Origin of the sequence: Pseudomonas sp. PB101 (genome assembly GCF_009764265.1) — a bacterium.
GTDB lineage: Bacteria > Pseudomonadota > Gammaproteobacteria > Pseudomonadales > Pseudomonadaceae > Aquipseudomonas.
Genome location: NZ_RWIR01000033.1, coordinates 39,464 through 51,813, shown reverse-complemented (window position 1 = coordinate 51,813; position 12,350 = coordinate 39,464). Strand labels below are relative to the sequence as shown.

General features: G+C 63.4%; 12 protein-coding genes. 1 reads left to right on the top strand and 11 read right to left on the bottom strand.

Annotated features, from left to right (window positions below):
- Nucleotides 1-125 precede the first annotated feature (125 nt).
- The 11 genes from paaE to paaF form a co-directional block, all read right to left on the bottom strand.
- Complete coding sequence (gene paaE, locus EI969_RS10500; protein WP_160387641.1) at nucleotides 126-1,202, bottom strand: 1,2-phenylacetyl-CoA epoxidase subunit PaaE; 1,077 nt, start codon at nucleotides 1,200-1,202, stop codon at nucleotides 126-128.
- A 34-nt stretch (nucleotides 1,203-1,236) separates the two neighbouring features.
- Nucleotides 1,237-1,770, bottom strand: a complete 534-nt coding sequence (paaD, locus tag EI969_RS10495) for a 1,2-phenylacetyl-CoA epoxidase subunit PaaD (RefSeq protein WP_160387639.1) — start codon at nucleotides 1,768-1,770, stop codon at nucleotides 1,237-1,239.
- Nucleotides 1,757-2,518 (bottom strand): 1,2-phenylacetyl-CoA epoxidase subunit PaaC, encoded by a 762-nt coding sequence (gene paaC, locus EI969_RS10490; RefSeq protein ID WP_160387637.1) that lies wholly within the window; start codon nucleotides 2,516-2,518, stop codon nucleotides 1,757-1,759. The genes paaD and paaC overlap by 14 nt, the downstream gene beginning before the upstream one ends.
- Before the next feature lie 8 nt (nucleotides 2,519-2,526).
- Nucleotides 2,527-2,808 carry a 1,2-phenylacetyl-CoA epoxidase subunit PaaB gene (paaB, locus tag EI969_RS10485; protein WP_007943393.1) on the bottom strand — a complete coding sequence of 94 codons (282 nt, stop codon included), beginning with the start codon at nucleotides 2,806-2,808 and terminating at the stop codon, nucleotides 2,527-2,529.
- Nucleotides 2,809-2,836: 28 nt separating this feature from the next.
- Nucleotides 2,837-3,826: a 1,2-phenylacetyl-CoA epoxidase subunit PaaA gene (paaA, locus tag EI969_RS10480; RefSeq protein WP_160387636.1), complete on the bottom strand. Its 990-nt coding sequence runs from the start codon at nucleotides 3,824-3,826 to the stop codon at nucleotides 2,837-2,839.
- 1,313 nt (nucleotides 3,827-5,139) lie between these two features.
- Nucleotides 5,140-6,465, bottom strand: a complete 1,326-nt coding sequence (gene paaK / locus EI969_RS10475; protein ID WP_160387633.1) for a phenylacetate--CoA ligase PaaK — start codon at nucleotides 6,463-6,465, stop codon at nucleotides 5,140-5,142.
- A 99-nt stretch (nucleotides 6,466-6,564) separates the two neighbouring features.
- On the bottom strand, nucleotides 6,565-7,776 hold the full coding sequence (pcaF, locus tag EI969_RS10470) for a 3-oxoadipyl-CoA thiolase (RefSeq protein WP_160387631.1): 1,212 nt from the start codon (nucleotides 7,774-7,776) through the stop codon (nucleotides 6,565-6,567).
- Entirely contained in the window at nucleotides 7,769-8,218 is a 450-nt protein-coding gene (paaI, locus tag EI969_RS10465; RefSeq protein WP_160387629.1) for a hydroxyphenylacetyl-CoA thioesterase PaaI, read from the bottom strand. The genes pcaF and paaI overlap by 8 nt, the downstream gene beginning before the upstream one ends.
- Nucleotides 8,211-9,728, bottom strand: a complete 1,518-nt coding sequence (paaH, locus tag EI969_RS10460; RefSeq protein ID WP_160387627.1) for a 3-hydroxyacyl-CoA dehydrogenase PaaH — start codon at nucleotides 9,726-9,728, stop codon at nucleotides 8,211-8,213. The genes paaI and paaH overlap by 8 nt, the downstream gene beginning before the upstream one ends.
- Nucleotides 9,729-9,731: 3 nt before the next feature.
- Nucleotides 9,732-10,523, bottom strand: coding sequence for a 2-(1,2-epoxy-1,2-dihydrophenyl)acetyl-CoA isomerase PaaG (gene paaG, locus EI969_RS10455; protein WP_160387625.1), 792 nt, complete (start codon nucleotides 10,521-10,523; stop codon nucleotides 9,732-9,734).
- A 39-nt stretch (nucleotides 10,524-10,562) separates the two neighbouring features.
- Nucleotides 10,563-11,336, bottom strand: a complete 774-nt coding sequence (gene paaF, locus EI969_RS10450; RefSeq protein ID WP_160387623.1) for a 2,3-dehydroadipyl-CoA hydratase PaaF — start codon at nucleotides 11,334-11,336, stop codon at nucleotides 10,563-10,565.
- A gap of 348 nt (nucleotides 11,337-11,684) precedes the next feature.
- Here paaF and paaY point away from each other — a divergent pair, with 348 nt between their 5' ends.
- Nucleotides 11,685-12,281, top strand: a complete 597-nt coding sequence (gene paaY, locus EI969_RS10445) for a phenylacetic acid degradation protein PaaY (protein WP_160387621.1) — start codon at nucleotides 11,685-11,687, stop codon at nucleotides 12,279-12,281.
- Nucleotides 12,282-12,350: the final 69 nt, after the last annotated feature.

Sequence of the window (12,350 nt, the reverse complement as noted above, 5' to 3'; positions counted from 1 at the left end):
ACCGGACCCCTGTAGGAGCGAGCCTGCTCGCGATGGTCGTCAACGATAACGCTGGATACCTGATACCCAGTGGCGATCTCGGGTCCATCGCGAGCAGGCTCGCTCCTACAGGGTTTTGTGTTGTTTCAGAGCTGGTCGAAATCCAGCACCACCTTGTCGCTGATCGGGAAGGCCTGGCACGACAGCACATAACCGGCGGCCACTTCGTAGTCTTCCAGGGCGTGGTTGCTGTCCATTTCCACTTCGCCTTCGATGACCTTGCACTTGCAGGTCGAGCACACGCCGGCCTTGCACGAGTAGGGCAGTTCCGCGCCTTGCTCATTGCCCGCATCGAGGATGCTCTGGCTGTTGCGCGGCAGGTCGAAAGCCAGTGCGCGGCCGTCGCTGATCACGGTGATCTGGCTGACCGCCGCATCCACCTGGCGGGCGGCTTCACGGGCGGCGCGCTTGTGCTCGCTGCCGGCGGCGGCGAACAGTTCGAAATGGATGCGCTCGGGTTGCATGCCCTTGGCCTTGAGGCTGTCGCGCACGGTCTCGGTCATTTCCTGCGGGCCGCAAATGAAGGCGGCGTCGAGGGCCTTGACGTCGAGCCAGCGGCTGAACAGTTGCTCGCACTTCTCGGCGTTGATCCGGCCGTTGTACAGGTCGACGTCCTGCTGCTCGCGACTGAATACGAAAATCAGGTTCAGGCGTTGCAGGTAGCGGTTCTTCAAATCTTCAAGCTGCTCGCGGAACAGTGCGCCGGAGCTGGAGCGGTTGCCGTACAGCAGGGTGACGCGGCTGTGGGGCTCGGTTTGCAGGGTGGTCTTGATGATCGACAGGATCGGCGTGATGCCGCTGCCCGCCGCCACGGCCAGGTAGTTGCCGTGGCGAACCGGGTCGAGTTCGACGCAGAAATGCCCGGCCGGCGGCATCACTTCCAGGGTGTGCCCGGCTTTCAGCTGTTCGTTGGCAAACGCCGAGAAGCGCCCGCCGGCCACACGCTTGACGGCGACGCGCAGCTCACCGTCGTTGACCCCGGTGCAGATCGAGTACGAGCGGCGCACTTCCTCGCCGTCCAGTTGGGTGCGCATCACCAGGTGCTGGCCCTGGGTGAAGTGAAAGCTGTCTTGCAGGTCCTGCGGAATCTCGAAGGCGATGGACACCGCGTCACGGGTCTCGGCGCGCACGTCCTTGATGGTAAGGCTGTGAAATTTGCTCATTGTTGTTCTCCAGCTGGGACGGCCGATTCGCCGCTCAGATGCACTTGAAATAGTCGAACGGTTCCCGGCAATCGACGCAGCGGTACAGGGCCTTGCACGCGGTGGAGCCGAACTCGCTGAGCACCTCGGTGTGGGCGCTGCCGCATTGCGGGCAGATCACCTGCGGGCTGTCGCCGAGCAGGCTGCGCTTGCTGGTGCTGCCCTCGGGCGGCGCGATGCCGTAGGCGCGCAGGCGCTCGCGGCCGCTGTCGCTGATCCAGTCGGTGGTCCAGGCCGGGGTCAATTTGCGCTCAAGTTGCGGCGCCTTGAATCCGGCCAGTTCCAGCGCTTCGCGGATATCGCCCTCGATCACTTCGGTGGCCGGGCAACCGGAGTAGGTCGGCGTGACCACCACGTGAAGGTGGCCGGCCTGCCAGTCGAGGTCGCGGACGATGCCCAGGTCGACCACGCTGACCACCGGCACTTCCGGGTCCATGACTTCGCACAGGATCGCCCAGGCGGCGGCCAGGTCGGTCGGTTGAGCCGGCCGGGCGCCGAGGTCGCTGGCGATCAGCTCACCAGGTTGCATCGGGGTACGCTCGTGGCAGGAACTGCATTTCGGCGAGCAGGATGCCCAGGTGTTCGCTGTGCAGGCCCTTGCGTGCATTCAGGTAGAAGTAGTTCGGCGCCGCGGGAACGGGCAGGGTGGCGCTGGTGAAGATCTGCTCGACTTTGGCCTGCCACTGAACGGCGACGCTGGCGATGGCCGGGGTGATGCCGGCTTCGCACAGGCGCTGTTCGCTGTCGTCGGCGGCGATCAGTTCAATGGTGAAGCGCCAGACTTCAGGGATGGCCGCGAGCATGCGCTTGTGGCTTTCCTCGGTGCCGTCACCCATACGCTCGATCCACTCGCCGGAGCGGCGCAGGTGATAGGTCACTTCCTTCACGGCCTTGGCGGCGATCCCGGCGATGCGTTCGTCGCTGGACTGGCTCAGGCCCTGCAGCACCGGCAAGTGCCAGGCGTCATAGAGGAACTGCTTGAGCATGGTCACCGCGAAGTCGCCGTTGGGTTGTTCCACCAGCAGCAGGTTGCGGTAGGCGCGCTCGTCGCGACGGAACGCCAGGTCGTCGGCGTTGCGGCCGTCGTCCAGCAGTTCGGCGGCGTATTCCAGCCAGTTGCGCGCCTGGCCCACCAGGTCGAGGCCGACATTCATCAGCGCGAGCTCTTCTTCCAGTGCCGGGGCCTTGCCACACCACTGGCACAGGCGCTGGCCCTGGATCAGGGCGCTGTCGCCGAGGCGCAGCAGGTATTCGATCAGATCGGTCTTGTTATTCATGGTCGACCTCACATGTGCCCGACTTCGGCCGGCAGCTCGTAGAAGCTGGCGTGGCGGTAGACCTTGTCGTCCGACGGATCGAACAGCGGGTCTTTTTCATCCGGCGACGAAGCGGTGATCAATGCCGAAGGCACGACCCACAGGCTCACGCCTTCGCTGCGACGGGTGTAGAGCTCGCGGGCGTTCTCGATCGCCATGGTGGTGTCGGCGGCATGCACGCTGCCGACGTGCTTGTGGTTGAGGCCGTGCTTGCTGCGCACGAAAACTTCGAAGAGGGTCCACTCGGACATTTCAGTTACTCCACATCAGGTGGCCGGATCAGGCGGCGTTCTTGTTTTGTTTTTTGCGGGCGTGGGCGACGGCGGCTTCACGAACCCAGGCACCGTCTTCAATCGCCTTGCGGCGGGTGGCGACGCGTTCCTGGTTGCACGGGCCGTTGCCCTTGAGCACTTCGTAGAATTCGTTCCACTGGATTTCGCCGAAGTCGTAGTGGCCGCGCTCGGCGTTCCACTTCAAGTCCGGATCGGGGCAAGTGCAGCCCAGCAGTTCCAGCTGCGGGATGGTCTGGTCGACGAAGCGCTGGCGCAGTTCGTCGTTGCTCTGGCGCTTGATTTTCCAGGCCATGGACTGGGCGCTGTTCGGCGAGTGTTCGTCGCTTGGGCCGAACATCATCAGCGACGGCCACCAGAGGCGGTTGATCGCGTCCTGGACCATGTCTTTTTGCGCCTGGGTACCGTGACGCATCATGGTCAGGAGGATTTCGTAGCCCTGGCGCTGGTGGAAGCTCTCTTCCTTGCAGATGCGCACCATGGCCCGGGAGTAGGGGCCGTAGGAGGTGCGCTGCAGCACCACCTGGTTGACGATCGCCGCGCCATCGACCAGCCAGCCCACCGCGCCCATGTCGGCCCAGTTCAGCGTCGGGTAATTGAAGATGCTCGAGTACTTGGCCTTGCCGCTGTGCAGCTTGGCGATTTCTTCATCGCGGTCGGCGCCCAGGGTTTCCATGGCGCTGTACAGGTACAGGCCGTGGCCGGCTTCGTCCTGGATCTTGGCCATCAACTGCAGTTTGCGCTTGAGGCTCGGTGCGCGGGTGACCCAGTTGCCTTCGGGCAGCATGCCGACGATTTCGGAGTGGGCGTGCTGGGAAATCTGCCGGATCAGGGTCTGGCGGTAGGCATCTGGCATCCAGTTCTTGGCTTCGATCTTGATTTCTGAATCGATTTTTTCCTGGAAGGCGCGTTCCTGTTCGGACATTTCCGAGAGGTCCTTGATGCGCTTTACGCCTGTTTCTACTAGCTGTGCGTACATTTTGAGTTCCCGCCTTGAATCTGTTCTGGGGCATTGGGAACTTTATAAGCGATACAGAAATTAATATCAAACAGAAAATGACGTGTCGTATTTGTTTTTTGTATCGCTTTGGGTGGGTGGTCGTTTTTTGGGGGCAGGATGGTCGGTGTACATATCCGTTGCTTCGGTAACGGCCGCTTATGGTTTCGCCCTTACGGCGAGTCCCTTTTGGCAAACGCCCCAAAAGGAACCAAAAGGTCTCGCCCCTTGCGTCCGGCCCCTCGCTGTGGCTCGGCGTTCCTTCGCTCCGGTATTCATCCGGGGGCATCGCCCTCCGGTTGGCTTCGCTGGCACCTACATGCGATGAGTTCGACTGCGTCGAACGGCGCTGCGCGCCCATCCCCGGATGAACACCTCCGCTCAGCCTCCCGAGGGGGCGGGTGGATCAAGATCAAGAGCTGCAGGCGAGCTAACGCTCGGCCTGATGAGTGGTGAAAAGCGGCGGGTGTGGGCTGCTCAACTGTAGGAGCTGGCTTGCCAGCGATGGACGCCAGTGCGCCGCGTTTTTCCGGTTCTCGCGCGTCATCGTTGACGACCATCGCGAGCAGGCTCGCTCCCACAAGGGATATGTGTCGCTCACAAGACCTGTAGGAGCCGGCTTGCCGGCGATGGACTCCAGTGCGCCGCGTTTATCCGGTTCGCGCGCGTCATCGTTGACGACCAACGCGAGCAGGCTCGCTCCCACAAGGGATATGTGCCGGTCACAAGACCTGTAGGAGCCGGCTTGCCGGCGATGGACGCCAGTGCGCCGCGTTTTTCCGGTTCGCGCGCGTCATCGTTGACGACCATCGCGAGCAGGCTCGCTCCCACAAGGGATATGTTTCGCTCACAAGACCTGTAGGAGCCGGCTTGCTGGCGATGGGCTCCAGTGCGCCGCGTTTTTCCGGTTCTCGCGCGTCATCGTTGACGACCATCGCGAGCAGGCTCGCTCCCACACGGGATATGTGTCGCTCACAAGACCTGTAGGAGCCGGCTTGCTGGCGATGGACGCCAGTGCGCCGCGTTTTTCCGGTTCGCGCGCGTCATCGTTGACGACCATCGCGAGCAGGCTCGCTCCCACAAGGGATATGTGTCGCTCACAAGACCTGTAGGAGCCGGCTTGCCGGCGATGGACGCCAGTGCGCCGCGTTTATCCGGTTCACACGCGTCATCGTTGACGTCCATCGCGAGCAGGCTCGCTCCCACAGAAACGCTGATGGGTGTGCACTCAAAAACCAAAAAAAAGCCCCGCAAAAGCGGGGCCATAAGGGGTGCAGCAGTCATGCTTTGGGAGGTCATGCTTTCGGGCGTTTATCCACCACGTGGCAAGCCTTGCCCTCGGATCGCTTGATCGAATGGAAAGGCTGCAAGACGATCCTCGAACTGATCCCGATGTACGTCTTGATGTGCTTGCTCAACTCCCCGCAAACAGCCTTCTGCTGTTCGTCGGTCAGGTGCTGGTGCTCGGCCTTGAGCTCGACATGCACATCAACGCTGTCCAGGTTGCCATTGCGATACAGATGGATCTCATAGCACTCGGCAAGTTGTTTGATTTTCAGCACCTGTTCCTCGATCTGCGTCGGGAACACGTTGACCCCGCGAATGATCAGCATGTCGTCGCTGCGTCCGGTGATCTTGTCGATACGGCGCATCGGCCGCGCCGTACCCGGCAGCAGGCGCGTCAGGTCGCGGGTGCGGTAGCGGATCATCGGCAGGGCTTCTTTGCTCAATGAGGTGAACACCAGTTCGCCCATCTGCCCGTCCGGCAGTACTTTGCCGGTGACCGGGTCGATGATTTCCGGGTAGAAGTGGTCTTCCCAGATGGTCGGGCCGTCCTTGGTTTCGGCGCATTCCATCGCCACGCCCGGGCCCATGATTTCCGACAGGCCGTAGATGTCCAGGGCGGTGATGCCCAGGCGTTGCTCGATGGCGCTGCGCAGTTCGGCGGTCCACGGCTCGGCGCCGAAGATGCCCAGGCGCAGGGCCAGTTTGTGCGGGTCGATGCCCTGGCGTTCGATTTCGTCGGCGATGTTGAGCATGTAGGACGGCGTGACCATGATGATGTCCGGCTGGAAATCCTTGATCAGTTGCACTTGCTTCTCGGTCTGGCCGCCGGACATCGGGATCACCGTGCAACCCAGGCGTTCGGCGCCGTAGTGCGCGCCGAGGCCGCCGGTGAACAGGCCGTAGCCGTAGGAAATGTGCACCTTGTCGCCGCGTCGGCCACCGGCGGCGCGGATCGAGCGCGCCACCACGTTGGCCCAGGTGTCGATGTCGTTCTGGGTGTAGCCGACCACGGTCGGTTTGCCGGTGGTGCCGCTGGACGCGTGCAAGCGCACGATGTCGTTCATCGGCACGGCAAACATGCCGTAGGGGTAGTTGTCGCGCAGGTCGGACTTGGTGGTGAAAGGGAACTTCGCGAGGTCGTCGAGGGACTTGATGTCATCCGGATGCACGCCCAGCGCATCGAAACGCTGACGGTACAGCGGCACGTTGTTGTAGGCGTGGTTCAGGCTCCAGCGCAGGCGCTCCAGCTGATGCTGGCGCAACTCGTCGATGCTGGCGGTTTCCAGCGGGTCCAGCATTGGGCCCAGGGCGGCTTTGGCTATTGGCATGTTCATGTGTTCACTCGAATTGTTTTTGTGTTCCAGCCCTTTTGCACAAGGGCTTTGAGTGCATGCCCCAAGGATACCTCTCGGCTCCTTGGGAATCGCGATTCTTTAGTGGGATAGACGTTCGATGATCAGCGCGATCCCCTGGCCGACGCCGATGCACATGGTGCACAGGGCGTAGCGGCCATTGCGCTCCTCAAGCTCGTGCAGGGCGGTGGTGACCAGTCGTGCGCCGCTCATGCCCAGCGGGTGGCCCAGGGCGATGGCACCGCCGTTGGGGTTGACCCGTGGGTCGGTGTCGCTCAGGCCCAGTTCGCGCAGTACGGCCAGGCCCTGTGCGGCGAAGGCTTCGTTGAGCTCGATCACGTCCATGTCGGCCAGGCTCAGGTTGGCCACTTCCAGCACTTTGCGCGTGGCCGGGACAGGGCCGATGCCCATGATGCGCGGTTCAACGCCAGCGGTGGCCATCGCGACAACGCGGCCCCGTGCGGTCAGACCGTGACGCTTGGCGACTTCCGGACTGGCCAGCAGCAATGCGCAAGCGCCGTCGTTAACCCCGGAGGCATTGCCAGCGGTAATGCTGCCGCCTTCGCGGAACGGCGTGCCCAGTTTGGCAAGCTGCTCAAGCGTGGTGTCGCCACGCGGGTGTTCGTCGTGCTCGACCACTTTGGCCGGGCCTTTGCGCTGCGGGATTTCCACGGCGACGATTTCTTTCGCCAGGCGCCCATTGGCCTGGGCGGCCGCTGCACGCTGCTGGCTGCGCAGGGCGAAGGCATCCTGGTCGGCCCGGGAAATGTTGAACTGTTCGGCGACGTTCTCCGCCGTTTCCGGCATGGAGTCGATGCCGTAGGCCTTTTTCATCAACGGATTGACGAAGCGCCAGCCGATGGTGGTGTCGAACATCTCGGCTGCGCGGGAAAACGCCTGCTCGGCCTTGCCCACCACCAGCGGTGCGCGGGACATGGATTCGACGCCACCGACCAGCATCAGCCCGGTTTCGCCGCTGCGAATGGCGCGAGCGGCGGTGCCGATGGCATCCAGCCCGGAGCCGCACAGGCGGTTGAGGGTGGTGCCTGGCACGCTCACCGGCAGCCCGGCCAGCAGCGCCGACATGCGCGCGACGTTGCGGTTGTCTTCGCCGGCCTGGTTGGCGCAGCCGTAGATCACGTCGTCGACCGTGTTCCAGTCGACTTGCGGGTGACGGCGCAGCAGTTCGCGCAGCGGCACCGCGCCGAGGTCGTCGGCGCGCACGCTGCTCAGGACGCCGGCGTAGCGGCCGATGGGGGTGCGGACGGCGTCGATGATCAGGGCGTCATTCATTCGGGTTCTCCTGCGTCAGCACCGGGCCGCGCACTTTGTAGGATTTGCCATGGAACAGGGCGATCAACTGGCCCTGCTGGTTTTCGATGCGTACGTCGTAGTTGCCGGTGCGCCCGGAACGGCTCTGCTCGATGCAGTCGGCGTTCAGCGTGTCGCCCAGGCGGGCCGGGGCGATGTAGTCGATGCTGCAACCGATGGCCACGGTGGCTTCGTTGTAGCTGTTGCAGGCAAAGGCGAACGCCGAGTCGGCGAGGGCGAACAGATAGCCGCCGTGGCAGGTGCCGTGGCCCTGGACCATGTCGGCGCGCACGGTCATGCCGACCCGCGAGCAGCCGGGGCCGGCCGACAGCAGGCGCATGCCCATGGCCTGGCTGGCGGCGTCGCGCTGGAACAGTGTTTGTGCGCAGTCGCTGGCCAGCGACATGGCTTCATGGTTAGTCATGGAAGTTTCTCCCTTCGGCAACCCGACGGCGCAGCAACAGCGACGGCCGGTAGCGTTCTTCGCCATAACTGGCTTGCAGGTTTTCCAGCACGTTGAGGATGTGCGCCAGACCGATCGCATCCGCCCAGGCCAGCGGCCCCTGTGGATAATTGACCCCGGCGCGCATGGCCAGGTCGATGTCGGCGGCCGAGGCCACGCCTTGCAGCAGGGCGTCGGCGGCTTCGTTGGCGAGCATGGCGACGGTGCGCAGCACTGCCAGCGCCGGGCTGTCGCTGAGCAGGCTGACCTTGAGTCCAGCCTGTTGCAGCAGGGCAACGCCTTGTTCGAGTGCCAGCGGATCGATACCTGCCGCATGGCTGATGGCGATGCGTTTGGCGTTACCGTAATCGAGCGCCAGATCCAGCAGGATCAGGTTGCGCAGCCCGTCTTCGCGAGCGCGCTGGCAGGCCATGCGTCCGTCGCTCAAGGCCAGCACGGCGTCACCGACCCGCAGCAAGCCTCGACCATCGCGCTGGATGATCTCGACGCCTTGTTCATGCAAACGTGCGAGCAAGCCTTTAGCGATACCGAGGTCGCCTTCCACAGCACAAACCTCGACCTTCGCAGCGCTGTTGATTTCAGCGGCGTGCGGGCGCTCCGCACCTTGGGCATAGCTGTAGAAACCCTGACCGCTCTTGCGTCCCAGGCGCCCGCCGTCCACCAGCTCTTTCTGGATCAGCGACGGCAGGAAGCGGGTGTCCTGGTAATAGGCGTCGAATACCGAACAGGTCACCGCATAGTTGACGTCGTGGCCGATCAGGTCGGTCAGCTCGAAAGCACCCATGGCAAACCCACCGGCCTCACGCATCAGCGCATCCAGGGTCGAGCAATCCGCAGCACCTTCCTGCAACAGACGCAGGCTCTCGGCATAGAACGGCCGGGCCACGCGGTTGACGATGAAGCCCGGCGTCGAACGGGTGTGCACCGGTTTTTTGCCCCAGGCCTTGGCCGTGTCGTACAGGCATTCGGCAAGGGCTGGATCGCTGGCCAGGCCGGAAACGATTTCCACTAGCGCCATCACCGGCGCCGGGTTGAAGAAGTGCAGGCCGAGCAGGCGCTCTGGATGCTCAAGCTGTGCGGCGATGCTGGTGATCGACAGCGACGAGGTGTTGCTGGCGAGGATGCAATGCGTGCCGCAGATGCCTTCGAGCTGGCGGAACAGCGCACGCTTGACCTCGAGATTCTCGACGATCGCTTCGATGATCAAATCGCAATCGGCCAGCGCCTCGATAGCTTCCACGGCTTGCAGGCGGGCAATCGTTGCATTGCGCGACTCGGCGGCCAGTTTGCCGTTCTCGACCCGTTTGCCCAGTTGCCGGTCGATGCCTTCAATGGCCTGAGCGGCAGCGCCAGGGCGGTTGTCCAGCAGCAGCACCGGATGACCGGCCTGGGCCGCGACCTGGGCGATACCTGCGCCCATGGCGCCGGCGCCGATCACGGCGATGCGTGCAGATGTGTTCAGTGCGCTCATGACTCAGCGTCCCTTGAAAACGGCGGTGCGTTTTTCCATGAAGGCGCCGACGCCTTCGCGGTAATCCTCGCTGCGCCCGGCCAGGCGTTGCAGGTCGCGTTCCAGCTCGAGTTGTTCGTCGAAGCTGTTGCTCATGCTCGCGTTGAGGCTGCGCTTGATCAGCGCCAGGCCGTAAGTCGGCTGAGTCGCCAGGTGGCGGGCCAGTTTCAGTGCTTCGTCGCGCAAATCGGCGTCGTCCACACACTGGTAGATCAAGCCCCATTGCTCGGCTTGTTCGGCGCTCAGGCGGTTGCCCAGCAGTGCAAGGGCCTTGGCCCGAGCCATGCCAACCAGGCGCGGCAGGGTCCAGGTGCCGCCGGAATCGGGGATCAGGCCGATCTTGCAGAAGGCCTGGATGAAGCTGGCCGAGCGCGCGGCCAGGACCAGGTCGCAGGCCAGCGGAATGTTGGCGCCGGCACCGGCCGCCACGCCGTTGACCGCACAGATCACCGGCAGCGGCAGGTCGCGCAACTGGCGGATCAGCGGGTTGTAGAACTTCTCGATGGACTCGCCCAGGTCCGGCACGGCGCTGCCCGGCGCGACATTGCGGTCGCTCAGGTCCTGCCCGGCGCAGAAGCCGCGACCTTCACCGGTCAGCAGCAGGACGCGCACGTCCGGGTTCTGCCGCACTTGCTTGAGCGCTTCCTTCACTTCGCCATGCATCTGGGTGTTGAAGCTGTTGAGCTGGTCCGGCCGGTTGAGGCTGAGCAGGGCGACGCCGGCCTCGATGGAAAACAGGATGTGTTCGAAGTTCATGGTCTTGGCGCTCTCTTGGCGGTCGTTCGAATTCTGGGATTACTGACCGGTAAAGGTCGGCGTGCGCTTTTCCTGGAAGGCAGCGATGCCCTCGTCGCGGTCGCGGGTGCCGGCCAACACGGTGAAGGCGTGGCGCTCGAACCGCAGGCCGCTGGCGAGGTCGGTGTCCATGGCCTTGAGCAGCGACTCCTTGGCCAGACGCACGGCCAGCGGTGCCTTGGCGGCGATGCTGCGGGCGATGTGCAGGGCGCGGTCGACGGTGAACTCCGGCTGGGTCACTTCGCTGACCAGACCGGCGCGCTGGGCCTGGCGGGCATCGATCGGCTCACCGGTGAGCACCATCTGCATGGCCATGGACTTGCCGACGGCGCGCAGCAGGCGTTGGGTGCCACCGGCGCCGGGCATGATCCCGAGGTTGATTTCCGGCTGGCCGAAGCGCGCGTCTTCACCGGCAATGATGATGTCGGCGTGCATCGCCAGTTCGCAGCCACCGCCGAGGGCGAAGCCGTTGACGGCGGCGATCAGCGGTTTGCTGAAGCGCGTGATGGTTTGCCACGAGGCCTGGCGCGGGTCGTCGAGGATGCCGACCAGGTTGCGCTCGGCCATCTCCTTGATGTCGGCACCGGCGGCGAAGGCCTTGCGGCTTCCGGTCAGGACCACGGCGCGGGTGTCCGGGTCGGCTTGCGCGGCATTCAGTTCGTCGGCCAGTTCGCCCAGCAACTCGGTGGTCAGGGCGTTCAGGGCCTGCGGGCGCTGCAGGGTAATCAGGCGGACGCCAGGCTCGATCAATTCGACGGCAAGGGTTAGAGGCATGGCGGGTGCCCTCACGGTGCAGGCTCGGCGTGGTGCCGGCTCGTTATTGGATCGGCCGCAGGGGCCGGTTTTGCCCAAGTATAGCTGTAACGTGATACGTAAATGCAATATGAAAATAGATTTAATGTGTCTTATTGGTGATGATTTTGATTTGAGCGTCTCCTGGTGTATGAGCGCTTGTAGTGGTTTTTCTCCAGCGTTTATTGGGTTTTATCCTGATTTTTGTGTCCCGTTTGCATTCGTCGGAAAGTGCTGTTTCAAGTGATACGCTTTTTAGTCTTTGTGATTGTAAAAGTGATGTGATACAAAATGAGTCATTATTTGCATCGCTTTGTGAGGGACGCTTTCATGACCTGCTACAGCCTTGGTGGCCTGACTCCGGTGGTTGACCCGAGCGCCTATGTGCATCCGTCTGCCGTATTGATCGGTGACGTGATCATCGGTCCGCATTGCTATGTCGGTCCGCTGGCCAGCCTGCGCGGCGACTTCGGGCGGATCGTGCTGGAGGAGGGCGCCAACCTGCAGGACACCTGCGTGATGCACGGTTTTCCCGACAGCGACACCGTGGTCGAGCGCAACGGCCACATCGGCCATGGCGCGGTGCTGCACGGATGCCGGATCGGCGCCGACGCGTTGGTGGGCATGAATGCGGTGGTGATGGACAACGCCCGGATCGGCCCGCGTTCATTCGTTTCGGCGGCGGCGTTCGTCAAGGCCGGCTTCGAATGCCCTGAGCAGTCGCTGGTCATGGGCGCACCGGCCAGCGTCAAGCGCACCCTCAGCGATCAGGAAGTGGCGTGGAAACAGGCCGGTACTCGGGAATATCAGCAACTGGCCCAGCGTTGCCTTACGCAGATGCAGGTGTGCGAACCGCTGAGCGAACCGGAGCCGGATCGCCCGCGGATCAGCGACAGCGGGTTGCGGCCGAAAGGCAGCAGCCTGTGAACACGGACCCTTGTAGGAGCCGGCTTGCTGGCGAAGGTGGGTCAGCTACCTTGGCGTTGACTGATACAC